At 57.8% G+C, this 21,207-nt stretch carries 25 protein-coding genes; 10 read left to right on the top strand and 15 right to left on the bottom strand.

What is annotated here, in order from left to right:
* Positions 1–21 precede the first annotated feature (21 nt).
* Both LJD29_RS17850 and LJD29_RS17845 read left to right on the top strand, forming a co-directional pair.
* Entirely contained in the window at positions 22–504 is a 483-nt protein-coding gene (locus LJD29_RS17850) for a DinB family protein (protein ID WP_446742923.1), read from the top strand.
* 93 nt (positions 505–597) lie between these two features.
* Positions 598–765 (top strand): hypothetical protein, encoded by a 168-nt coding sequence (locus LJD29_RS17845; RefSeq protein ID WP_446742922.1) that lies wholly within the window; start codon positions 598–600, stop codon positions 763–765.
* A gap of 15 nt (positions 766–780) precedes the next feature.
* Here LJD29_RS17845 and LJD29_RS17840 read toward each other — a convergent pair whose 3' ends face one another.
* From LJD29_RS17840 to LJD29_RS17805, 8 genes are all read right to left on the bottom strand, one after another.
* Positions 781–1,539, bottom strand: a complete 759-nt coding sequence (locus LJD29_RS17840; protein ID WP_446742921.1) for a 3-keto-disaccharide hydrolase — start codon at positions 1,537–1,539, stop codon at positions 781–783.
* A 63-nt stretch (positions 1,540–1,602) separates the two neighbouring features.
* The gene (locus LJD29_RS17835) at positions 1,603–2,157 is read right to left on the bottom strand and encodes a cytochrome b (RefSeq protein WP_446742920.1); all 555 of its coding nucleotides are present in this window, start codon (positions 2,155–2,157) and stop codon (positions 1,603–1,605) included.
* Positions 2,154–3,212 carry a catalase family peroxidase gene (locus LJD29_RS17830; protein ID WP_446742919.1) on the bottom strand — a complete coding sequence of 353 codons (1,059 nt, stop codon included), beginning with the start codon at positions 3,210–3,212 and terminating at the stop codon, positions 2,154–2,156. The genes LJD29_RS17835 and LJD29_RS17830 overlap by 4 nt, the downstream gene beginning before the upstream one ends.
* Before the next feature lie 221 nt (positions 3,213–3,433).
* Entirely contained in the window at positions 3,434–3,898 is a 465-nt protein-coding gene (locus LJD29_RS17825; protein ID WP_446742918.1) for a hypothetical protein, read from the bottom strand.
* Between the two features lie 47 nt (positions 3,899–3,945).
* Complete coding sequence (locus LJD29_RS17820; RefSeq protein WP_446742917.1) at positions 3,946–4,479, bottom strand: DUF1003 domain-containing protein; 534 nt, start codon at positions 4,477–4,479, stop codon at positions 3,946–3,948.
* A gap of 84 nt (positions 4,480–4,563) precedes the next feature.
* Positions 4,564–5,253 carry a lipid-binding SYLF domain-containing protein gene (locus LJD29_RS17815; RefSeq protein ID WP_446742916.1) on the bottom strand — a complete coding sequence of 230 codons (690 nt, stop codon included), beginning with the start codon at positions 5,251–5,253 and terminating at the stop codon, positions 4,564–4,566.
* A 119-nt stretch (positions 5,254–5,372) separates the two neighbouring features.
* Positions 5,373–6,539 (bottom strand): glycoside hydrolase 5 family protein, encoded by a 1,167-nt coding sequence (locus tag LJD29_RS17810; protein ID WP_446742915.1) that lies wholly within the window; start codon positions 6,537–6,539, stop codon positions 5,373–5,375.
* A gap of 110 nt (positions 6,540–6,649) precedes the next feature.
* Entirely contained in the window at positions 6,650–7,252 is a 603-nt protein-coding gene (locus tag LJD29_RS17805) for an NUDIX hydrolase (protein WP_446742914.1), read from the bottom strand.
* Positions 7,253–7,281: 29 nt separating this feature from the next.
* Between LJD29_RS17805 and LJD29_RS17800 the strand changes: the two genes are divergently transcribed.
* A complete protein-coding gene (locus LJD29_RS17800) occupies positions 7,282–8,058 on the top strand; it encodes a DeoR/GlpR family DNA-binding transcription regulator (protein WP_446742913.1) in 777 nt (258 codons plus the stop codon).
* An 83-nt stretch (positions 8,059–8,141) separates the two neighbouring features.
* On the opposite strand, the gene LJD29_RS17795 is transcribed toward LJD29_RS17800, so the two are convergent.
* The 7 genes from LJD29_RS17795 to LJD29_RS17765 form a co-directional block, all read right to left on the bottom strand.
* Positions 8,142–9,065 carry a hypothetical protein gene (locus tag LJD29_RS17795; protein ID WP_446742912.1) on the bottom strand — a complete coding sequence of 308 codons (924 nt, stop codon included), beginning with the start codon at positions 9,063–9,065 and terminating at the stop codon, positions 8,142–8,144.
* Between the two features lie 200 nt (positions 9,066–9,265).
* On the bottom strand, positions 9,266–10,627 hold the full coding sequence (gene accC / locus LJD29_RS17790; RefSeq protein ID WP_446742911.1) for an acetyl-CoA carboxylase biotin carboxylase subunit: 1,362 nt from the start codon (positions 10,625–10,627) through the stop codon (positions 9,266–9,268).
* A gap of 13 nt (positions 10,628–10,640) precedes the next feature.
* On the bottom strand, positions 10,641–11,147 hold the full coding sequence (gene accB / locus LJD29_RS17785) for an acetyl-CoA carboxylase biotin carboxyl carrier protein (protein ID WP_446742910.1): 507 nt from the start codon (positions 11,145–11,147) through the stop codon (positions 10,641–10,643).
* A 33-nt stretch (positions 11,148–11,180) separates the two neighbouring features.
* Positions 11,181–12,275: a M24 family metallopeptidase gene (locus LJD29_RS17780; RefSeq protein WP_446742909.1), complete on the bottom strand. Its 1,095-nt coding sequence runs from the start codon at positions 12,273–12,275 to the stop codon at positions 11,181–11,183.
* Positions 12,276–12,292: 17 nt separating this feature from the next.
* A complete protein-coding gene (locus LJD29_RS17775) occupies positions 12,293–12,697 on the bottom strand; it encodes an LbetaH domain-containing protein (RefSeq protein WP_446742908.1) in 405 nt (134 codons plus the stop codon).
* Positions 12,698–12,888: 191 nt separating this feature from the next.
* Positions 12,889–13,191 (bottom strand): helix-turn-helix domain-containing protein, encoded by a 303-nt coding sequence (locus LJD29_RS17770; RefSeq protein WP_446742907.1) that lies wholly within the window; start codon positions 13,189–13,191, stop codon positions 12,889–12,891.
* Between the two features lie 350 nt (positions 13,192–13,541).
* Positions 13,542–14,576, bottom strand: coding sequence for a 6-phosphofructokinase (locus tag LJD29_RS17765; RefSeq protein ID WP_446742906.1), 1,035 nt, complete (start codon positions 14,574–14,576; stop codon positions 13,542–13,544).
* A 146-nt stretch (positions 14,577–14,722) separates the two neighbouring features.
* Here LJD29_RS17765 and ispG point away from each other — a divergent pair, with 146 nt between their 5' ends.
* The 7 genes from ispG to LJD29_RS17730 all read left to right on the top strand — a co-directional run bounded on the left by ispG (position 14,723) and on the right by LJD29_RS17730 (position 21,206).
* Positions 14,723–15,973 (top strand): flavodoxin-dependent (E)-4-hydroxy-3-methylbut-2-enyl-diphosphate synthase, encoded by a 1,251-nt coding sequence (ispG, locus tag LJD29_RS17760; RefSeq protein ID WP_446742905.1) that lies wholly within the window; start codon positions 14,723–14,725, stop codon positions 15,971–15,973.
* Between the two features lie 15 nt (positions 15,974–15,988).
* A complete protein-coding gene (gene fdhD / locus LJD29_RS17755; protein ID WP_446742904.1) occupies positions 15,989–17,425 on the top strand; it encodes a formate dehydrogenase accessory sulfurtransferase FdhD in 1,437 nt (478 codons plus the stop codon).
* A gap of 10 nt (positions 17,426–17,435) precedes the next feature.
* A complete protein-coding gene (locus LJD29_RS17750; RefSeq protein ID WP_446742903.1) occupies positions 17,436–17,813 on the top strand; it encodes a DUF7009 family protein in 378 nt (125 codons plus the stop codon).
* Between the two features lie 94 nt (positions 17,814–17,907).
* Positions 17,908–18,369 carry a MarR family winged helix-turn-helix transcriptional regulator gene (locus LJD29_RS17745; protein ID WP_446742902.1) on the top strand — a complete coding sequence of 154 codons (462 nt, stop codon included), beginning with the start codon at positions 17,908–17,910 and terminating at the stop codon, positions 18,367–18,369.
* Positions 18,366–19,067, top strand: coding sequence for a pirin family protein (locus LJD29_RS17740; RefSeq protein ID WP_446742901.1), 702 nt, complete (start codon positions 18,366–18,368; stop codon positions 19,065–19,067). Before LJD29_RS17745 ends, LJD29_RS17740 begins: the two co-directional genes overlap by 4 nt.
* A gap of 82 nt (positions 19,068–19,149) precedes the next feature.
* Positions 19,150–20,133 (top strand): aldo/keto reductase, encoded by a 984-nt coding sequence (locus LJD29_RS17735; RefSeq protein WP_446742900.1) that lies wholly within the window; start codon positions 19,150–19,152, stop codon positions 20,131–20,133.
* Positions 20,112–21,206 carry an aldo/keto reductase gene (locus LJD29_RS17730; RefSeq protein WP_446742899.1) on the top strand — a complete coding sequence of 365 codons (1,095 nt, stop codon included), beginning with the start codon at positions 20,112–20,114 and terminating at the stop codon, positions 21,204–21,206. The genes LJD29_RS17735 and LJD29_RS17730 overlap by 22 nt, the downstream gene beginning before the upstream one ends.
* The last annotated feature ends 1 nt before the right edge of the window (position 21,207 follow it).

The raw sequence follows: 21,207 nt of genomic DNA, 5'->3' as shown, positions 1-21,207 counted from the left end.
ATCTGCTTTCGGAGGGAAGTTATGACCACCGAAACGACACAATCCGCGCTGCTCACGACCGACGAACTGCTGAAGCACTGGCAGGGACATCGCCGGCTAACTCGCCGCACCATCGAAGCTTTTCCCGCCGGTCAGCTTTTCGAGTTCCGCATCGGAGGCATGAGAACCTTCGGCGAGTTGGCGACCGAGTTCCTGGGCATGACACTGCCCACGGTACGAGGCATCTCCACCGGAAGCTTCGGGGACTTCAAGCTGGACAAGCCGAAGAGCAAGGACGAAGTGCTGAAGCTATGGGACGAGCAGACGGCCATGCTGGACGAGGAATTTCCCCGGATCCCGCTTGATCGTTTCGGCGAGAAATCGAACCCGTTCGGAGCGTGGGAGGACACCGGGCTGGCCTTCATCCAGTACGCGATCGAGAATGAGGTTCATCATCGCGGACAGGGCTTCGTTTACCTGCGGGCGCTTGGGATTGAGCCTCCGCATTTCTGGGAGCGCGACTGAAAACAGAATGAGTGCCCCACATCTCAAAGGCGAGATGTGGGGCACCCGGCCTCGTCGGCACAATTATGATGAGCAGGTACACTGGGCAGAAGAATGCGCGACACACACGATCAGGAAGTTGTTCCCTTCACCCGCAAATCCTTTCTGGGATTTGTGGTGATGATCGTACTGCTCACCGCGCCGCTTTGGCTGCCCAGGCTGTGGCGTCTTGTGCATCACAGCCAGACACACATACGTCAGTCGAGTGCTGACGTAAAGTAGCCGGCCTGCGCGCTCTTACTTCAGCGGATAGAGCTTCATGTTGCGGAAGTAGACCTCGGCGCCCTCTGACTGGAAGAGAATCTTTCCGCTTGATGGAAAGGCGTCTGTTCCTTCATTCGCAAGCTTGCCATTGACATAGTGCCGGACGTGGCCGTTCTCATTGATAAGCTCCACGACGTTCCATTCGCCGTGCGGCTTCTCGAGTTCGTTTACCGGATCGCGGAAGCCGGTCACGTTCTGAACCGGCCCTTTATTGAAGCGGTCAATCTTCAGTGAGCTGCCGTCTGGACCGGTCACACGCTTCCCGTCTTTACCAGTAACCGCGGCGCCATCGGTCATCCACAGATCACCAGTGCATGCTTCATTGATCTGGAATTCAACCGAGCGCGGCCAAACCTTCTGCTCGCCCTGCACGTTATACAGGATGCCGCTGTCGCGGGCCTGGCCTTGGCGGGGAGCGTAGGTTTTCTCGCCCCATTTGAACTCCGCGCGCAGGTAGTAGTTCTGGTAGGGCTGCTTGGTGATGACGTATCCCATGGTCTTGCCGCTGACGTGAAGCACGCCGTGCTCTACCTGGAAGACGTGGTCGGGATCGTTGTTCAGACCCTGGCCCTTGATGAAGACATCGAGGCCATCGAGATCGTGGCCGTCGAAAAGAACAACCGCCGGTCCGTGTTTCGGAACATATTTTTCGGCAGACCAGGCGAAGGATGGAGCCAGGCAGGCAAGCGCGCAGACCAGGGCCAGCGCGCCAGAACGACGCTTACAGATCATGATTTCTCCCGTAGAACTTGATCGGCAACATACTAGCAGCCGGCAAGCTCTACGGGATACCGTTCACTTTGTCTCGCTCTTGCCGAACGTCGGCGCCATCGTCTCGAAGATGCCGTCGTTCCGGATCAGCTTGTGAGTAAGGATTGCGGCGATGTGCATCAGTATGGTCGCGAAGAAGGCAAAGGCCAGGTACTTATGCGCGTTCCATAGCAGCGTATGCAGGGCCGGGCTTACCGGGGCGATAGGCGGAAGATGAACTCCGCCAAAGAGCACGACTGGATAAGACGCGGCCGAAAGCATGGCCCAGCCGATGAGAGGCATGGCAATCATCAGCAGGTAGAAGAGCACCATCGAAGACCATGCAGCCAGCTTGACCGGTTCCGGCAGATCGGGCGGCAACGCGGGTGCGCCATAAATAAAGCGCAGGGCAAGACGGACAATTGCAAGCAACAGGATGGCAATGCCCAGCGGTTTATGAATCTGTACCAGCGTCAGGTATTTCGTCGTAACAGTCGAGACCATGCCCACACCGATGAACAGCATGGACAGAATGCAGATGGCCATGAGCCAGTGGAGCAGTCGCTGCGGCGCGGTAAAGCGTGTGCGGCTTGTCGTCATTGCTTCGCTCCTGTCTCGGTACGCGGATAAGCAGCCTCTTCGGCGGTGCGACTGTTGTATGACCGGGAGTACGCGGCCGAACGGGCAGCAGGAAAGGGATCATCCGAGGTTGTGATTCCCTCCGGCAAAACAGCTGGATCGAAGTTGATATCGCGGCATGGACCGTCGCGTTCCGGCTCGATCTGCTCCACGATAAGCGTACCCACGTTGACCGTGCGGCGATCTGCGGGCCACGCCTTATTCGGGTCTGCGGTTGGATCGCCGGGATTGGCAACGGTGATGACGAGATCCCAGCGCTGCGCACTGCCTGCCACGCGCTGAGTAATCTCCTGCTCAAGATAATCGGGGCCGCGCTTTGCCAGATCATCCGGCGAGATCGGAACCGGCAGAGCCGATGGCATCAGCGACCAGCGAATGGCATGCTTTGCGCCCGCCTCGTCCACGAAGAGAAATGAATCGAGGCTGTTGTAACGCTCCTCCGCGTAGCTTGAGGTCCATGGAGCGCTTTTCGCCCAGCCTGCAAATGCGAGGAACCCTGGATGCGCACCGATGAAATTCTTCATCGCGTTCGGATCCTTGCTGCCGGAAGCAGTCAGCAGCTCATAGAAATCCTTGGGCGTCGACACCGGAAAGACAGGCGCATCGATCATGGCAGAGCGCCATTCCTGCCCACCGGGCGTGGTGATGCGAATGCCGAGGCCGCGCACACGCACCATGGCATCCTTAGCATTGGGATCGGCCGTGGCAAGGTTAAAGCGTCCTACGACCGGATAGCGGCCGCGCTCGAAGACCCGCGCCTTCGACAGCGCCGAACCGTCGCCGTTTGCCTCGAATGTTCCCGTGAAGCAGATTCCTTTTGCGTGATTCCGGCGATGGCCGGGTGCAGGACCACCGGGAGGCGCCAGGCCCGCAACCAGCTTCTTTGGCGTCAACCTGTGCGGGGACAGCCATCCGGCGGTGTACGCGAAACCGATCGCGCCTGCCGCAACGACCGCTGCAATAAGCACCAGCCGCCCGAGCGGCAAGGACTTTCGTGATGCGGGTGACTCTACCATTCAAACCTCGTTTCTTGCTGTTACGGGGTGCGCGGCTGATGCAGATACAGTCACTCCACGAACGCGAGACCGGGTTTCGCGCTGGTGGAAGATAATTCGCATCGTCGCCCGATTCCAGGTTTCGTGAGTTGCGTGCTGAAGATAGGAATATAACCCCGTGACTATCTCAGGCGAAGAACTTTTTCACTCATGAGCCGCCAGATGAACAGACGGTTACGTTGCTAGCGGGTGTAGCGGTACATTCCGCAGAAGCTCGACGAGTTGGCTATCGCGTCCACGGCGAAGGTGGGCGACTGCTCGCCGGAGAAGAAGGCGAGGGCGAGTGTGTTCCCTTCCGCGTAGGCCACCATCCAGTGCGTGTCCTCGTTGCCGCAGAGAGTGTTCTTGTGCAGAAACTTTCTGTTCGCGGGGATAACCAGTCCGTAAAGGTGCGCCTTGCTGTTCGACGCGATGTCTGTGTCGAATACCGCGCTGGTCTCCGCTGGAGTGAGGTCGCGCGCACGTACGATGTTAAAGGGGTAAAAGGCCTCGATTGCGATCTTCGACTCAGAGATGCCCACGTCGCCCGTCACGTCACGCGCCGTGTTGCTCTCTGCCTTCCAGAACCCAAGTTCCTGCGCCATTGCAGGCAGCGTGCCCAATAGCAACGATCCGGCCAGGACGCCAGCTAGTACTTCTCGTTTCATCCATTAAGCATGACATCCACGACCATGATTCGTCACCTTGTTTGCACTTATTCGCCGGAGAGCTTTTCCTGGATAGTCTGCGCGACCTGATCGATGGATGTAGGTTGGCCCATCTCCTGAATTTCAGGATCTCCTGAAATATCGCGTAGACCGAGATGCGAAGCGATGTCGTGATTCATCCTGACCACCGCGGAAACTTCCTTTTCTGTCAGCAGAAGGATCTGCAGCATCAGGTGTTCCCGCTCATCCGCGCGTCGCGCGAGGCTCGTTTGCCGCATCAGGATAAAGCTGGCGAGCAGGATCGCTTCAAGCGCGACCAGGGTGTCAAAGAGCGCATACGGAAAAGGATCGAAGTGATACGGATTCGTTTGAGGAAGCTGGTTCCACAATACCCAGATAGCAAACACGCTCAGGTGAACGACCACGAAGGAGATTCTGCCGGCAAAGGCCGCAACCCGATCGGCAAACCGCTCTGCAGGGGAACGGCTGGACAGGAAATCCTGCTCCTGCCTGGCGATCGTTTCGACGTGCTCAGCGATTTGGCGCGGGATCTCCAGATGTTCCTCTTTGTGGTGAGACAAAATGGTCTGCCAAATCGAATTCGCCTAGAAGAAAAGCCCGCTTTCGCGGGCTTTTCTCGTTCACTTTCTTTTCTTGCTTGCGGCTTACTTCTGATCCTTGCCTTCGCGGAAGAGTTCGTTGACAGTCGCGAGGAAGTGAGCAGCCGAAGCCGGGGGCGGTACCGAGCCGCCAAGGATGCGGGCGAATGGAATATCCGCACCGTATACGGCCTTCGTGTCCGAAGCATTCTGGTGCACAACGTCGCCGTTGAGATCGATGCCGGCGAAGAGTCCGCGGTTACGGGAGTAGGTCAGGAACTCAGCATTCGCCAGTTCCGTCGTTGCAGCCTGCGAGTCACGGCCAACCGGACCGGCAGCCACCGAAGCGTCGCCACCCAGCTTGATCTTGTCCTTGAGCAGGTCATCGACAGCCTTGTGGTTCACACCGATCAGGACGAGGTCCGTGGACTGTCCGCCAATCTGGAAGCCAAAGCTCGCGCCCTCAAGCTGCACGAACGCGGGAGCGCTCCACTTGTGGTGAGCGCGGCAGGTTACGACACCCTGGCCATACTCGCCGCCGAAAACGAATGCGCCCTTTTTGAAGGCAGGTACCACCATCACGCAGGTAGCGCGTGAGGCGATGTCGAGCGGAACGCCCTTATCCGGAGTGTTCATCAGTTCATGGAGCACAGCATGCGCGGCATTGATACGCGCATCGATCTTCGATGTGTCTGCGGCCTGCAGAGCCGGACTAAAGCTCAGTGCCATTAAGACTGCTGCCAGAAAAGCTTTCATGGAGCTATCGCCTCACAAATAAATATTCGTGCATGAGAAACAGGCACAAGCACTTTGAGGCATCCGGCGCTTATTTGGTTGCGCCGGAATTCCGGCATCCGCAAGTCAGCCGCAATGCCCTACTTCCCGCTCGTAAGCGACCGGATCAGGTCGGCTTCATGCTGCCGGTATGGCCTGCCGTCCTTATAGAAGACGTCGTGAAACCAGATGGCCGGCTGGTCGTGGACGTAAGGATGCCACGTCGACTCCCACGGCAGATAGGTCTGCGTGCGGCCTTCGACCAATCCCCAGTTGATCGCGCCTACGCGATACTTCTTCGCAATAGGCAGAATCGTATCGAATGTCGAGCCGATGGCACGCGCCATGTATTCGGTGCAGATGATCGGCCGGTGAAACTGCTGCAGGTGCTGAATGTTCAACTCGAATGCTTCAGGCCATGCGTAGTTATGAAAGCTGAGAATGTCGCTCTGCTCTGCCTGCACGCGGGCAACTGGACTCATGTCCGCAAGCGAGGTCCAGTTCCCTCTCCAGATGCCGCTGGTCAGCGGCTGCATAGGCTTAGCACTGCGTGCCCACGCGTAGACCTGCGGCAGCAGCTTCAGAATGATCTCGTCCTTGTCCTTCGGATCGCCGCGCTCGACCGCTGCGGCATCGACGTCATCGGGCTCGTTCCAGAGATCCCATGCGAGGATGCGGTCGTCGTTCGCAAAGGCTCCGACCACACCCTTTACATACGCTGCAAGGCGCGGCCACTGCGAAGGATCTTCGAGCGCAGGCGCACCCGGCGACTCTTCCCATCGCGAATTGTGAACGCCGGGGATCGGCGGGTTCTGCGGACCGAGATGCGGAAAGGGATCGCCGCAGGAATCGAAGAAGACAAAGATTGGCTTGATGTGGTGCTTCGCGGCGATGTCGAGAAACTGATTCATACGCCGGATCATGCCCTGCTGGTCCTGCTGCCAGAGCAGGTCGTGCAGGAAGACCCGCACGGTGTTCATGCCGATGCCTTCGGCAAATCCCAGCTCGCGATCAATGGTCACAGGATCGAAAGTCGCAGGCTGCCACATCTCGAGTTGGTTCTCAGCGGTCGAAGGCAGGAAATCCGCGCCCACCGGCCATGGCTGCTTCGCATACCAGGCGTTGGCCTGGGCTTCGCTCCAGCGCTGTTGGGCGTGAAGGCTTGTGGCGGCAAAGAAGATCGTCAATAGGAAAGTAAGGCAGCGCAACAGGTACTCCTCAAGGGTGACGCGGATCTGGCTCGGATGAGTGCGAACGGGGTGCCCCACGTCTCGATTCTGAGACGTGGGATTTCTGGGCTGATTCTCTGAACTACAGGATACCGCTCAGTAACCGCGCGATTTCCATGTCTAAGAATTGAGGGGTGGGGCATCCGGCTTCATGCATGACCAAACAGATACAACGCCGCATACTGCAGGAGCATGATGGTCTTCCCATCCTGAATCTGCCCGCTGCTCACTGCGTTTTGCGCTTCGACGAATGGCATCTCAAGAACCTCGATATCTTCACCCTCTTCAATGTTGCCGCCGCCCGCGTGGCTTCTACTGCTCATGTCGTACGAAGCCACGAAGAAATAAAGCCTCTCAGTGACTGACCCGGGACTCATGAATGCTTCGAAGACGCGCTTCACCTCGCCTACCTGGAAGCCGGTCTCCTCTTCTACTTCTGCGCGAATGCGATCCTCGGGACTCGCCTCGTCGAGCAAACCAGCAGCTGCCTCAATAAGCAATCCTGAATGACCGTTCACAAATGCGGGATAGCGGAACTGCCGTGTCAGCACCACGGTTCTTCGCTCAAGGTTGTAGAGAAGGATTGTCGCTCCATTGCCACGGTCGTAGGTCTCCCGCGTCATCTCCTGCCAGGTACCGTCTCGACGGCGGAGTTCAAAGTGGGTCTTCTTCAGCGTGTACCAGTCGTCGGAGAGAACCCTTACTTCTTTCACACGAACTTCTGCCTGATAGGAAGTCTTGTCTGTCGTCATAAGCGGACAATATCGTGCATTTTCGTGCAATGTCAAGTATTATCGTGCATATGCTGACCACCCACAGAAAGCAATTGCTGCTGACCCGCCTCAGGGCCGAGGGAAAGCTGATCGCAAAGGACCTGAGTGTCGAATTCGGCGTATCAGAAGACACCATCCGTCGCGACCTGCGCGAAATGGCCCAGGAGGGTCTGCTACAGCGGGTGCATGGAGGCGCGCTTCCCGCTTCTCCTGCGATTGCCAACTTCGCCGGGCGCGAGGAGATTCGTCACGAAGGCAAGGTAGCCATCGGAAAGCTCGCGGTGTCGCTTATCCAGCCGGGACAGGTGGTCATCCTCGACGGAGGCACGACCTCGCGGGAGATCGCCCGACATCTGCCTCTCGACCTGCAGGTCACCGTCGTCACGCACAGCCCGACGATCGCAGTTGAACTGGTCCAGCATGAGAACGTGGAGGTGATCCTGCTCGGTGGCAGGCTCTTCAAGCACTCAGTGGTATCGGTTGGCGCGGCCTGTTTTGAAGCCATCGGCAGGATCAAGGCCGACCTCTTTTTCATGGGAGTCACGGGCATCCATCCGCAAGCAGGCCTCACCACGGGAGACTTCGAAGAGGCCGCAATCAAACGCGCCCTCAGCAACGCCGCCGCCGAGACTCATGTGTTGGCCTCGGCGGAAAAATGGAATGCTGCTTCGCCCTATCTTGTCCTCGGCCTCAGGGATGTAGCAGGACTAATAACCGAACGGGACGTTGACACAGATATGTTGCAACCTTATCGCGATCTTGGAGTCAATATTCTTCAGCCCTGAGAGGACTATCGGTCTATCGATATGGAGATATGCATGGTTCTCGCACCACCTCTCGAGCTTGAACAATTTATCCAAGCCTGGCGTTATCGAGCGAAGCTCCACTGAAGATTCGTGCTTATCGCCTGGCAATCTGAAGATGGCGTCAATGCGATGTTATGCCAAACATCATGATTATCCGTTTGCCAGACTAGATCACCTCTGTAGTCGTCTCCCAGGCGTGTAAGTTTCATCGAGGCAAAACCATCAGCCCTTGTAACTGTGAGAGCGTCTTTTCCGGTAAGACTGAAGTGCCAGAGATTCGGTTGGGCATCCTGCTGGTCGCGTCCTTTAAGGACTTCTTTCCAATCTCCTGACAAACAGTTTGCCAACTGAGCCTGAGCAACAGGACTGGCCTGCATGTGATCGACCGGAGTAGACACCCGGCCGACATTTGCGACCGCTATGTTGGTCAACGTCGTGGCAGACTTGGAATAATCGGGATCGAGGTAAATCAGCTTTCGATCCATGTTCGAGTCGAGCTGAATTGTAAGCATCGGGGAATCTTTATAGCCTTTGGCAGCTACATAAACCTGGCCCTGCTTGCCAAAATCACTCTTGTCTACCTGAAACGCAAAATAGCCTGTTTCTTCGGTGGTAAAACGCCGAATCACATGGCCTTGAACCGCGAAATAAACGGTAGCCTGCGGAACACTCTTCGTACTGTTTTTCGGTGAGAACACCGTGCCATCGAAAGTTGCAACGTTCGATGGAGGCGGAAGCATAAAAGCAACGACCGCCAGGATCTCGGCGACGAGCGCGAGAAAGAAAACCATGTACGATTGGTCTTTCGTCAACCTGCCCCTAAAAAGCAATAGCAATACCAATATTGCCAACCCCGCTAACATCAGCGGGGTCTTGATTTGCGTGGCTATGTTGAGAATGTTTGCGTTACTGCTGTCTGAATTGCCGGCAAAAGCGAATAGCATCGTGCGCCTCTTCTGCGGTTCGGTCGCGAACAGCATAGCCATACCGTAGCCATCTGCCAACGCAAAAATGTAACCGCTTACCCGGAGGCGATTGCCGGCCGCTCTGTATCTCGAAAAGACAGAGGAAACTTCCTGGATGGCTTAATGCAGAATGGAACGCGTATCCATTTTGGTGGTGGATCACGCCAAACATGCGAAAGCCCGGACTGGTTAGAGCCCGGGCCGGATAAAGCTGGTGGAAGCTATTCCTTTACAGCCTTGTTCTTTTCGAAGAATCGCTCCATGAACTTCGTATCGAAGTCGCCCTTGCGGAACTCTTCATCCGCGAAGATCTTCTGGTGGAGCGGGATGGTGGTGTGGATTCCCTGCACCACGAACATGCCTAGAGCGCGCTGCATGCGGTCCATCGCCTCTTCGCGGTTCTTGCCGTGAACGATCAGCTTGGCAATCAGTGAATCGTAGTACGGCGGCACCACGCCTTCGGAGTACTGCGCTGTGTCGACGCGGACTCCGTTGCCTCCGGGCACGTTGAAAGCGGTGATCTTGCCGGCTGAGGGCGTGAACTTCTCCGGATGCTCGGCATTGATGCGGCATTCGATGGAGTGGCCGCGAATCACCACCGGCTCGGTCACGATGTCGGAAAGCTTCTCGCCTGCGGCAATGCGAAGCTGCGCCTTCACAAGATCAAGGCCGGTGATCATCTCCGTGACCGGGTGCTCGACCTGGATGCGAGTGTTCATCTCGATGAAGTAGAGCTTGCCGTCCTCGTCCATCAGGAACTCGATGGTGCCGGCGTTCTGGTAGCCCACCGCTTCGAGCGACTTCTTGATAGTCTTGCCGATCTCTTCACGCATCTTCGGCGTGACCTGGAGCGATGGCGCTTCCTCGATCAGCTTCTGATGGCGACGCTGGATGGAACATTCGCGCTCGCCGAGCGACATCACGTTGCCGTGCTGGTCGGCCAGCACCTGGAACTCGATGTGGCGCGGCCGCTCGATGAACTTCTCCATGTAGAGATCGCCGTTGCCGAAGGCGTTTGCCGCCTCGGTCGACGCCGAATGAAAGAGCGCAGGCAATTCTTCAGGCGTGCGGATGACGCGCATACCGCGTCCGCCGCCGCCGGCCGATGCCTTCACGATAACCGGAAAGCCGATCTGCTTCGCCCACTTGAGCGCGTCTTCTTCTGAAGAAAGAATGCCGTCGGAGCCGGGAAGGATCGGCACCTTGGCGCGCTTCATTGCCTGCCGGGCCTTTTCCTTTTCGCCCATCAGGCGCGTGACTTCGGGCGGTGGCCCGATGAACTTGATGTTCGACGCGCGGCAGACTTCAGCGAAGTTGGCGTTTTCGCTGAGCAGTCCGTAGCCGGGATGGATGGCGTCGACGTCAGCTATCTCCGCCGCACTGATGACCGCGGGAACGTTCAGATAGCTTTCCGCCGAGCGCGGAGGGCCGATGCAGATGGCCTCGTCGGCGAAGCGCACATGCAGCGAGTGCTTGTCGGCCTCGCTGTAGACAGCTACGGTACGGATGCCAAGTTCCTTGCAGGCATTAATAACGCGCAGAGCAATTTCGCCGCGATTGGCGATGAGTACTTTACGAAACATATTGGGGATCTACCTAACGGGGCCGCACGGCAAAGAGCTGCTGGCCGTACTCGACCGGCTGCCCACTCTGAACAAAACGCTTGACGACTTCGCCCGCCACATCGGACTCGATCTCGTTCATCAGCTTCATCGCCTCGATGATGCAAAGCACCTGGCCGTTCTCCACCTGGTCGCCGATCTTGCAAAAGGCCGGCGCGCCCGGTGAAGGCGACTCATAGAAGGTGCCGACGATGGGTGACTTCACGATGTGCAGCGAAGCGTCTTCCGCTTCGGCGGCCTTGGCCGCTTCCGCGGCCGGTGTCTGCTGCGCATAAACCTCGGGCAGCACGGCCGGGGGCAGATGGATCGGTGCAGGCGCTGCCACAGGCTGAGCGGCAAGAAGGCGGGCCAGGCTCGCAAGGTCAGGGCTCTGACCTTCCTGCGCAAACTTCAGGCGCACCTTAAGATCGCCGCGTTCCAGGTCAAACTCGCCGATCTTGTTTTCCTTGAGGAACTCGATCAGTTCCTTCAGTTCTTTCATCTCTTCAGGATTCATTTTTCGTCCAGTTCGGTCTTACAGCTCAATCAGCGTTTTAGGTACCGGGGTCAATACCTTGTGTCCCCGGTCGGTCACCACGACCATATCTTCGATGCGAATTCCAAACTTACCAGCCAGATAAATACCCGGTTCGATAGTGATAACCATTCCCGGTACCAGCTTCGTTTCCTGCCCCGCGCCTACGCGGGGGCTTTCGTGAATCTCAAGCCCCACCCCATGCCCGGTTGAGTGGGTGAAGTACTTTGCCAGGCCGGCTTTGCGCAGTACGCTGCGCGCCGCCTCGTCTACCTCACCACAGGTCACGCCCGGCCTGACTGCTTCCACGGCGGCTTCCTGTGCCGCCAGCACCGCGTCATAAGCGGAGCGTTCGGCCACGGATGGCTTGCCCAGGTAGACGGTACGCGTCATATCCGAGCAATAGCTCTTGAGGATAACACCGAAGTCCAAGGTAACAAAGCCGTTGCGAGGCGTCTTCTGCGCCGTGGCACGACCGTGTGGGAGCGCCGAACGCGGCCCGGAAGCGACAATCGTCTCAAAGGACATGCCCTCTGCACCCATGCCTCGGGCAAAAAACTCCAGGCTGGCTGCAATATCGGTTTCAGGCACGCCACTTTGAATATGCGGCAGGACCGCGTGGAAGATCTTGTTGCCAACTTCCGCGGCAGCCGTCATGCGGCGAATTTCGCCTGCATCTTTCACCATCCGCAGCTCGGAGACAATGCGCCTTTCAAGCGGGGTGAAAAAACCGCGCCGCCTATTCCCGGAAATCGCAGAACGCATCAGGTTCAACGTCGCGACAGTCGTGTTCTCAGGATCGAAGGCGGCGTTCTTTGCCGAGGCATCCAGCAGCTCACAGGCTTCCTTCAGCGCAGACTTTTTTGCGATGACGACCCGTGCGTCCGTCGTCTCTTCCTTTGCCTGCACGGTATAGCGGCCGTCGGTGAAAAGGGCGGCCTTTGAAGCCGTGATCGCGAGAGCGGCGTTCGAGCCGGTGAAACCGCAAAGATAACGGACGTCGGGAAGATGGGTAACGAGTAGCGCCTCGATTTCCTGCTGTGCCATGGCACGGCGCAGAACGCGCATACGGGAGATATCGTTCATCCTCTTCATTTTACCGCCTTCCGGCACTACAGAACTTCGGGCACCGCTGAGCGTTCACGTTCTTTCACCAGCCGAGCCGGAACACCGGCGTAGATACCAAAGGGCTGGAGGTCTTTCGTTGCAATCGATCCAAGAGCGAGAATCGCTCCATCTCCTACATTCACGCCCGGATTCACAGACGCGCGCGCGCAGATCCAGCTATAGGCTCCAAGGGTCATGGGAAACGAAACCAGCGGAAATGCGGGATCGTTATAAACATGAGTCGCCCCGCAAATATAGGCTCCCTGGGAAACGATGGCATGAGACCCGAGACGCATGGGCGAAGGGTTATAAAGCTCGGCGTCGTCAGCGAGCGTGGATCGATCATCGGCGATGAGGTTCCAGGGAGCCCAGATTTTTGACTTCGGGTAGAAATGGCATTTTTCCCCCATCCTGGCTCCAAATATAGAGAGCAACATCGAACGCCAGCCGTGAAATGGCCGGGGTGAGGGACGATAAAACAGCGCGTAGCAAACGTTCCAGAGCAGCCGCCTGACGCGGTTGCCTAAAGAATGAGCCGGTAGAAGCGTAGGGTCTACCGATGATGAATTGTCCATACCTGATCTTTACAGATTTCCGGAAGTTACGAGACCCTGGCGCGTTTCGCGGCACTGCGGCCAGCCGTAGAGGCTGCGGGCTTTTTCTGCCGCGGACGAACAGCGCGAGGCGCAGGTTCCGGCTGGGCATCTATGCCCGACTGCCGATCCATCCACTCATCGAGCCGGGACCGCTTGAAACGCCAGCGGTTTCCAAGCTTGAAAGCAGGAATAAACGACTCCGACGCATACTTGTAAAGCGAATCCGGGCTGATGCCGAGGTAATCCGAGGCCTGCCGGATATCCATTACTTCCCGAATCTCACTCGTGCGTGCCGTCTGGCCCTTCATGGGGTTCTCCTGTTGTTGAACAGCAGGTGGTAATGCCGGGGGAATGGTAGCGAAAAACTAAGGCTGCGACCCTGCTTATACCGTGTTTTCGGGGGCCAGTTCAAGGGATTTCCGGCGGTTGCCCGGTTATCTTCGTTAAAGGATCTTGAAAAGATGCATCAAATTGCACGTACAGCATTGCAAGCAAGCCACTTAGGCTCGAACCATAAATCGCTATTGGTTGCCTTGATTCCTCTCCTGCCGTAGTGACCGGCAGGAGACATCCACAAAGCAAAACTTTAAACTTTCAAGCCTAAGAAAAAGAAAAGGCTTGCCTTAGGCAAGCCTTTTCTTTCTTGGTGCGATGCGAATTACACCTTCGGCTCGATTCCGGTAAGGATTTCGAGAAAGCTCTCATCCACCGTCCTGTTCTTCGAAATCGCTTCGGCCAGCGGGATACTTTCGATCTTCGTGCCATGCAGAACCACGAGCCTGCCGAACTCGCCTTTGTGCACCAGATCGATTGCGGCCAGCCCATAACGGGTGGCAAGCATCCGGTCGTAAGCCGAAGGCGATCCGCCGCGCTGGGTGTGCCCCAGATTCACTGAGCGGGTCTCGTAGCCGGTGCGCTTCTCGATCTCTTCGGCAAGGGCAGCGCCGATACCGCTGAGTTGGGCGTGCCCGAAGGAATCGACCTTGGTGCCGACTGTAGCCTGGGCACCGCTCGGGAGCTTGGCGCCTTCAGCGACGACGACAATCCCGTATTTCTTGCCGTGATCGTGGTTGTACTTGAGCAGCTTGCAGACGTGATCGATGTCGATGGGCTTTTCCGGCACAAGAACGACATGCGCGTTGCCCGCTACACCGGCAGTCAGGGCAATCCAGCCAGCATCGCGGCCCATGACCTCGCAAACGATCACGCGGTTGTGCGCCTCGGCGGTGGTGTGCAGGCGGTCAACGGCTTCCGTCGCGATGCCCACGGCGGTATCGAAGCCGAAGCAGACGTCGGTGCCGTTAAGGTCGTTGTCGATGGTCTTGGGGACTCCTACGCCGGGAACTCCAGCCTGGATCAGCGCATTGGTGACCGACTGGGTGTCGTCGCCACCGATGGCGATCAGCGCATCAATCTTGTTAGCCTTGAGGTTAGCGACGCACTTCTCGATGCCGCCCTCGATCTTGCGAACATTTGTACGTGAGGTGCGCAGAATGGTGCCGCCCTGGGTGAGAATCCCGTCAACCTTCTCGAGCGTCAGCGGAATCGTGTTGTTTTCGAGCACACCACGCCAGCCCTCAAGAAACCCAACGAATTCATCGCCGTACTGGTTGATTCCCTTTTTCACCACGGCGTGGATCACCGCATTCAATCCCGGGCAATCGCCGCCGCCCGTCAACAGACCAACTCGCATTGCTTTCTCCTGGGTAAGGTGTACCACCCGGAATGATAGCGCGTTAGCTCAGAATCGGTCAGCCGCAGCCCGCCACTGGCCGACCGGAGCACCGCCGGCCGCTTTATAGCTGCCAGTTTACGGAGTAAACTGGTAACGAGGTTTCTATGCCGGAAATTGTGCGCAGGAAGACCGTTACGGTCAAAGTAGGACAGGTTCGCGTAGGTTCAGATGCCCCGGTGGTGGTGCAGTCGATGACCAACACCGACACCGCCGATGTGGAGGGCACCATTCAGCAGGTGGCCGCGCTGGCCACGGCCGGATCGGAGCTGGTACGTGTGACCGTGAACAACGATGAAGCCGCGAAGGCTGTTCCCTACATCGTTGAAGGGCTCGACAAGGTCGGCATCCATGTTCCGATCATCGGCGACTTCCACTACAACGGGCACCTGCTGCTGACGAAGTACCCCGCCTGCGCCACGGCTCTCTCGAAGTACCGCATCAATCCGGGCAACGTCTCGGTAGGCCGCAAGAATGACGACAACTTCCGCGCGATGATCGAGGTCGCGGTCGCGAACCAGAAGCCTGTCCGCATCGGCGTGAACTGGGGCTCGCTCGACCAGGCCCTGCTGACCCGCATGATGGATGAGAACTCGAAGCTGGCACAGCCGCTCGATACCCGCGACGTCATGATGGAAGCCATGTGCCGCTCGGCGCTCGATTCCGCGGCTGCTGCGGAGAAGTACGGCCTGCGCCACGACCAGATCATCATCAGCGGCAAGGTAAGCGGCGTGCGCGACCTGATCGACGTCTACGAGATGCTTGCCGGGCGCTGCGATTATCCCCTGCACCTCGGCCTGACCGAAGCCGGCATGGGCATGAAGGGCATTGTCGCCTCGACAGCTGGCCTTTCCCCCCTGCTTCTGAGAGGCATCGGCGATACGATCCGTGTTTCACTGACCCCCAAGCCGGGCGGTGACCGCACCGAAGAAGTTCTGACCGGCCAGCAGATTCTGCAGTCGCTCTCCATCCGCAGCTTTACTCCGCAGGTCACCGCATGCCCCGGTTGCGGGCGCACCACCTCCACTTACTTCCAGGAGCTTGCGGAACAGGTGCAGGCTTACCTGCGCGAGTCGATGCCAGTCTGGCGCGAGCAGTACCCCGGCGTGGAAGAGCTGAAGCTTGCTGTAATGGGTTGCGTGGTCAATGGCCCCGGCGAATCGAAGCATGCCAACATCGGCATCTCGCTTCCGGGAACATTCGAAGAGCCAAAGGCTCCTGTCTACGTCGATGGACGCCTGATGACAACGCTGCGCGGAGACACCATTGTTGCGGACTTCAAGAAGATCCTGGACGAGTACGTGCAGAACCGTTACGGCTCGGCGGAGCGCACGGAACAACTGGTCGAAGTCCACTAGAACGAAGGCCCTCACTTGGATCTCGCTCTGACTGCCGTCGAAGCGCGCGTGCTCGGTTCTCTTATGGAGAAAGAGAGCACGACGCCGGAGTATTACCCTCTTTCGCTGAACGCCCTCGTCAACGCCTGTAACCAGAAGAACAACCGCGAGCCGGTGATGGCGCTCAGCGAAGACGAGGTGCGCTCGGCACTCAGTGGCCTTGAGCAAAAGAAACTCGCGGGCAAGGCTCGCGCTGACGGCCGCGTGGCAAAGTTCGAACACCACATGCAGGAGATGTTCAACTTCACGCGCGGAGAGGGCGCGCTCATCTGTACGCTGCTGCTGCGCGGGCCGCAGACTCCGGGCGAGCTGCGTGGACGCAGCGAGCGCATGCACTCCTTTGCCGAGCTGGAAGATGTGCTTTCAACCCTGCGCAAGCTCATGCAGCGCAATCCGGCGCTGGCAAAGGTGCTGCCGCAGCAGGCGGGAACGCGCGAAGCACGCTATACCCACCTCTTCACCTCCGATCAGGAGAATGCTGCCGCAAGCGAACCCTCAGCCGAGGCCTTGCGTGAGCTGATCGAGAGCGGTGCGGTGCTGACCACTTCGATCGATCGCTTTGCCGGCCTGCATCCGCAATCTGCAGAAGACACGCTGGCCGTCGAAGAGCCGCTTGAGATCCAACTTGTTTACGGCCCCGCTGAGGAACGCAAGGTTAAGTCAATCTCGGTGACCATGCGGACTCCAGGTCATGATTTCGACCTGGCCGCCGGATTCCTGATGACCGAAGGCGTAGTGCGGGAAGCAGGAGAGATCGAAGACGTTCGTTACATTGCAGGTCCCGTTGAGCCGGATCAGGACATGGCAGACGCTGCGCTTCCCTATCGGCCGCACCGCAACATCGTGCGCGTGGAACTGGCTGCCGATGTAAAAGTCAGCCTTGGTACGCTCGAACGCAACTTCTACACGACATCAAGCTGCGGCATCTGCGGCAAAGCTTCACTGCTTGCATTGCGAACCGTCTGCCCGCCGCGGCGCACCAATGACTTCACCTTCGATCCGGCGATTCTCTACAAGCTGCCTGTAAGGTTGCGCGCCGGGCAAAACGTATTCGGTCGCACCGGAGGGCTGCACGCTGCTGGACTCTTCGACGGCGAAGGCAGACTCCATGCGATTCGTGAAGATGTGGGCCGCCATAACGCGGTGGACAAGCTCCTCGGGCAGGAATTCCTCGCCGATCGCACGCCGCTGCGGGATCGCCTGTTGATGCTTTCGGGACGCGCAAGCTTCGAGCTGTTGCAGAAGGCCGTGATGGCGGGAATCCCGATGGTCGCTGCTGTCGGCGCTCCCTCCAGCCTTGCGGTGCAGGTCGCGAAGGAGTTCGACGTGATCCTCGTAGGCTTTCTGCGCGACGATCACTTCAACGTCTATCATGGGGCCGCGCATCTAACGGGCTCGCTACAAAGCCGGTAGAGGAGATAACTTGAAGCTTCGTATCAAAGGCAACTCCATGCGGCTGCGCGTGCTGCGTACCGAAGTTGATCGGCTCGCAGCAGGCGATCCGCTGTCAGAGACAATCTTTTTTGCCCCTGCCGGGAATGCCTCGCTCACCTACAGCCTCAGCGCCGACGCAGCGCTCACCACGGTTACCGTGCAGCACAAGGGAACCGAAGTGGCCGTTCTCGTGCCTGCCGAGGAGATCCGCATCTGGGCGGCCGGCTCCCAGGTGGGCATCTACTCTTCCATAGAGATTGGCCCGCGTGGCCCACTGGAAGTGGTGATCGAAAAGGATTTCGCCTGCATCGACCGTGACGACGCCGACAACGTCGACACCTTCCCTAATCCCCACTCCGCCTGCTAACTCCTAACCCTCGTCAATCTCGACAGATAGAGACACTTGAATCTTATTTCGATATCGAAACATCTGATGTCGTAGAAACATTGAGGTCCTGCTGATGACAGAGCAAACCAATGTGACCGCCGCCCGGCTCTGGATCGTACTTGCGAAGGCATACGGTTCGATGGCGGGATGGGTCGAAGAAAGCATTGCCGCAGAAGGGCTCGGGCTGAGCGACTTCATGGTGATGGAAGCCCTGCTGCACAAGGGTCCGTTAACCATGACGGAGATCTCCCGCAAGCTGCTTCTAGCCAATGCTTCCATGACCTCAGCCATCGACAGGCTCGAGCGCAAAACACTTGCGGCTCGCACCTTTGATGGCGAAGACCGGCGTATCCGCCGCGTGGCTCTGACCGCACGCGGGCGGAAGCTGATCGAGGCGATCTACAAGCGTCATGAGCAGGGTCTCAATGACCTGATGAAAGATCTTTCTGAAACAGAGCGAAAGGCTGTTTATCGGGGCTTGAAGAAGATCGGGTTCGCCGCGAAGGCGGCAACCGGGGGAAAGGAAAAGCAATGATTACCGTACGCAGAAACAACGAGAGAGGCCACGCAGACCACGGATGGCTGGATTCGCACCACACCTTTTCTTTCGCTAATTACTACGATCCGAAGCACATGGGCTTTCGTTCGTTGCGGGTGATCAATGAAGATCGCGTCGCGCCGGGACGCGGCTTCGGCGCGCATCCGCACCAGGACATGGAGATTCTCAGCTATGTCCGCAGCGGCAAGCTCGCGCACAAGGACAGTATGGGCCAGGAAGAAGTGCTTGGACCCAACGAGATCCAGAAGATGTCCGCGGGAACAGGCGTCTTTCACAGCGAGTACAACGGTTCGCAGACAGATCCGGTGCACTTCTTTCAGATCTGGATTGAGCCGAAGCAGCGTGGCATCAAGCCTTCGTACGAGCAGTTGAAGTTCGACGAGAGCGAAAAGCAGAATCGCTTCAAGGTGCTCGCATCGCCCACGCCGGTAGCGGGAGCCGCCACGATCAACCAGGATGCAAAGGTCTCGGTCGCGGTGCTGGATCCTGCAACAAAGCTGGACTACGCAGTTGATGAAAGCCGGCACGTATGGCTGCATGTCGTCGAAGGCGATGTTGCCGTGAACGGCCAGCAGCTGCAGACTGGCGACGCGGCGGCAGTGAGCAATGAACACGTGCTCGAGATTGCGACAAATGGATCAAAGAGCGAGGTGCTGGTCTTCGACCTGGCATAACCGCCGTATTGTTGCTCAAGCGACACTTCCAACCACCAAAGAGGAATCGACGTCATACCTCCTGGATAGCTCAAGGAGATCCATGTCGATTCCTCTTCGTGATTTTGGAAAGACCGGCGTAAAAATTTCAGCGCTTGGTCTTGGCGGCCATCACCTGGGCGCGGCGAAAGATGAGAAGACCGCCATCGAGATCGTGCATCGAGCGCTCGACGGCGGCATTACTTTTTATGACAACTGCTGGGAATACTATCGCGGAAAATGCGAGTCGTGGCTCGGGGCGGCCTTACAAGGCAAGCGCGACAAAGTTTTCCTGATGACTAAGTTCTGCACGCACGGGCGCGATGGTTCGCTGGCGATGCAGATGCTGGAACAATCTCTCAAGCGCCTGCAGACCGACCACCTCGATCTATGGCAGGTGCATGGCATGGGCTTCCCGAACGATCCCGATCTCTTCATTCGCGCTGGGGGCGCGGCCGAGGCGATGCACAAGGCGAAGGAACAGGGCAAGGTTCGGTTCTTCGGATTCACGGGGCACAAGGATCCGGATGTACACATGGCCATGCTCAACACGGGATTTCCTTTCGATGCGGTGCAGATGCCTCTCAATCCCTTCGATGCCGGTTCATTCTCGAGCTTCGAGACCAAGGTGCTGCCGGTGTTGAACCAGCGCGGCATCGCGCCGCTGGGCATGAAACCGATCAATGGCCATGGAGAAGCTGTGAAACAGGGCGTATTGAAAGCCACGGAAGCATTGCGTTACGCGATGAGCCTTCCGGTCGCCACAACGATCAGTGGCGCGGAGGAGCCGATGATTCTGGAACAGAATCTGAAAGTCGCGCAGGAATTCACTCCGATGTCGCAGGAAGAGATGCAGAAGCTTCGCGAGCGCTGCCGCTATTACGCAGGCGACGGACGATACGAGATGTACAAGGTCTCGCTTAAGTTCGATAACCCCGAGGCCCGGCTGGCGCACGACTTCCCTCTCGACACCATGCAGGTTGAAGTGAAGGAGATGATTCATGAAACTGATAACACCGGCCGCGCATGGCCCCAGGTATCAGGCTGAGGATGGGGTTCATGCATAACGATCCGCAAAACGGTCCGGAGCTGACGCGTCGAGGTTTTTTGAAAAGCGCAGCATTGACGGGGGTAACAGCAGTGATGCCAGCAGAGAAAGCTTCGAATGCCCACTCTGAGAAATCCTCTGCAAGCGCGGCTACGTTCACCGCGCCGAAGCGGCAGATGGGCAAGACAGGACTTGAGTGCTCGATCCTCGGTGTCGGAGGCTATCACATCGGCACGGTCGGCGATCAAGACGAGATCAACAACATGATCGCAAAAGCGATCGATCACGGTATCAATTTCTTCGACAATGCCTGGGAATATCACAAGGGATTGAGTGAAGAGAAGATGGGCACAGCGCTCAAGGGCAAGCGCGATCAAGTTGTGCTGATGACGAAGGTCTGCACACATGGTCGCAATAAGGACGTGGCCATGCGCATGCTTGAAGAATCGCTGACCCGGCTGCAGACCGATCACCTAGACTTCTGGCAGGTGCACGAGGTCGTCTACTACACCGACCCAGACCTTATCTATGCTCCGGACGGCGTGCTCGAGGCATTGACTAAAGCCAGGCAGCAAGGCAAGGTTCGCTTTGTCGGATTCACCGGCCACAAGCATCCGGACATCCACCTGAAGATGCTTCACAACGGTTACGATTTCGATTCGATCCAGATGCCGCTGAACGCTCTCGATCCGAACTACCGCAGCTTCGAAAAAAACGTTCTCCCCGTCGCGAACGAAAAACATATGGCCGTGTTTGGAATGAAAAGCATGGGCGGATCGGGCGAGCTTGTCGCGAAAGGCGCGTTCACGCCACAAGAAGCTCTCACCTACGCGATGAGCCTTCCGGTGACAACAACAATCAGCGGCATGGATTCGATGCTTGTCCTGGATCAGAACCTGGAGATCCTGCGCAACTTCAAGCCGCTGTCTGCCGCGGAGATGCAGGCTCTGCGCGATCAGGGCAAGCAGTTCAACGATGGCCGCTTCGAGTTATACAAGAGCTCTGTGAAGTATGACGGCGACGAAGGCCGTGCACAGCACAACTTCCCAAAGGTGGAGGAACTGCCTGCCTAGC

The organism is Silvibacterium acidisoli (assembly GCA_022870745.1).
GTDB lineage: Bacteria > Acidobacteriota > Terriglobia > Terriglobales > Acidobacteriaceae > Silvibacterium.
The sequence above is the reverse complement of the archived record's forward strand: the minus strand, read 5'-3'. Positions and strand labels throughout refer to the sequence as shown.

What these genes read in the sequence shown, in the direction of transcription:
- LJD29_RS17775 (WP_446742908.1), bottom strand. Translation starts at nt 12,697, where the DNA reads ATGGGGGAAAAATGCCATTTCTACCCGAAGTCAAAAATCTGGGCTCCC.
- LJD29_RS17735 (WP_446742900.1), top strand. Translation starts at nt 19,150, where the DNA reads ATGTCGATTCCTCTTCGTGATTTTGGAAAGACCGGCGTAAAAATTTCA.
- LJD29_RS17845 (WP_446742922.1), top strand. Translation starts at nt 598, where the DNA reads ATGCGCGACACACACGATCAGGAAGTTGTTCCCTTCACCCGCAAATCC.
- LJD29_RS17825 (WP_446742918.1), bottom strand. Translation starts at nt 3,898, where the DNA reads ATGAAACGAGAAGTACTAGCTGGCGTCCTGGCCGGATCGTTGCTATTG.
- LJD29_RS17805 (WP_446742914.1), bottom strand. Translation starts at nt 7,252, where the DNA reads ATGACGACAGACAAGACTTCCTATCAGGCAGAAGTTCGTGTGAAAGAA.
- LJD29_RS17770 (WP_446742907.1), bottom strand. Translation starts at nt 13,191, where the DNA reads ATGAAGGGCCAGACGGCACGCACGAGTGAGATTCGGGAAGTAATGGAT.
- LJD29_RS17795 (WP_446742912.1), bottom strand. Translation starts at nt 9,065, where the DNA reads ATGGCTATGCTGTTCGCGACCGAACCGCAGAAGAGGCGCACGATGCTA.
- LJD29_RS17740 (WP_446742901.1), top strand. Translation starts at nt 18,366, where the DNA reads ATGATTACCGTACGCAGAAACAACGAGAGAGGCCACGCAGACCACGGA.
- LJD29_RS17830 (WP_446742919.1), bottom strand. Translation starts at nt 3,212, where the DNA reads ATGGTAGAGTCACCCGCATCACGAAAGTCCTTGCCGCTCGGGCGGCTG.
- LJD29_RS17730 (WP_446742899.1), top strand. Translation starts at nt 20,112, where the DNA reads ATGGCCCCAGGTATCAGGCTGAGGATGGGGTTCATGCATAACGATCCG.
- LJD29_RS17835 (WP_446742920.1), bottom strand. Translation starts at nt 2,157, where the DNA reads ATGACGACAAGCCGCACACGCTTTACCGCGCCGCAGCGACTGCTCCAC.
- LJD29_RS17780 (WP_446742909.1), bottom strand. Translation starts at nt 12,275, where the DNA reads ATGAAGAGGATGAACGATATCTCCCGTATGCGCGTTCTGCGCCGTGCC.
- LJD29_RS17800 (WP_446742913.1), top strand. Translation starts at nt 7,282, where the DNA reads ATGTCAAGTATTATCGTGCATATGCTGACCACCCACAGAAAGCAATTG.
- LJD29_RS17745 (WP_446742902.1), top strand. Translation starts at nt 17,908, where the DNA reads ATGACAGAGCAAACCAATGTGACCGCCGCCCGGCTCTGGATCGTACTT.
- accB (WP_446742910.1), bottom strand. Translation starts at nt 11,147, where the DNA reads ATGAAAGAACTGAAGGAACTGATCGAGTTCCTCAAGGAAAACAAGATC.
- ispG (WP_446742905.1), top strand. Translation starts at nt 14,723, where the DNA reads ATGCCGGAAATTGTGCGCAGGAAGACCGTTACGGTCAAAGTAGGACAG.
- LJD29_RS17840 (WP_446742921.1), bottom strand. Translation starts at nt 1,539, where the DNA reads ATGATCTGTAAGCGTCGTTCTGGCGCGCTGGCCCTGGTCTGCGCGCTT.
- accC (WP_446742911.1), bottom strand. Translation starts at nt 10,627, where the DNA reads ATGTTTCGTAAAGTACTCATCGCCAATCGCGGCGAAATTGCTCTGCGC.
- LJD29_RS17765 (WP_446742906.1), bottom strand. Translation starts at nt 14,576, where the DNA reads ATGCGAGTTGGTCTGTTGACGGGCGGCGGCGATTGCCCGGGATTGAAT.
- LJD29_RS17815 (WP_446742916.1), bottom strand. Translation starts at nt 5,253, where the DNA reads ATGAAAGCTTTTCTGGCAGCAGTCTTAATGGCACTGAGCTTTAGTCCG.
- LJD29_RS17850 (WP_446742923.1), top strand. Translation starts at nt 22, where the DNA reads ATGACCACCGAAACGACACAATCCGCGCTGCTCACGACCGACGAACTG.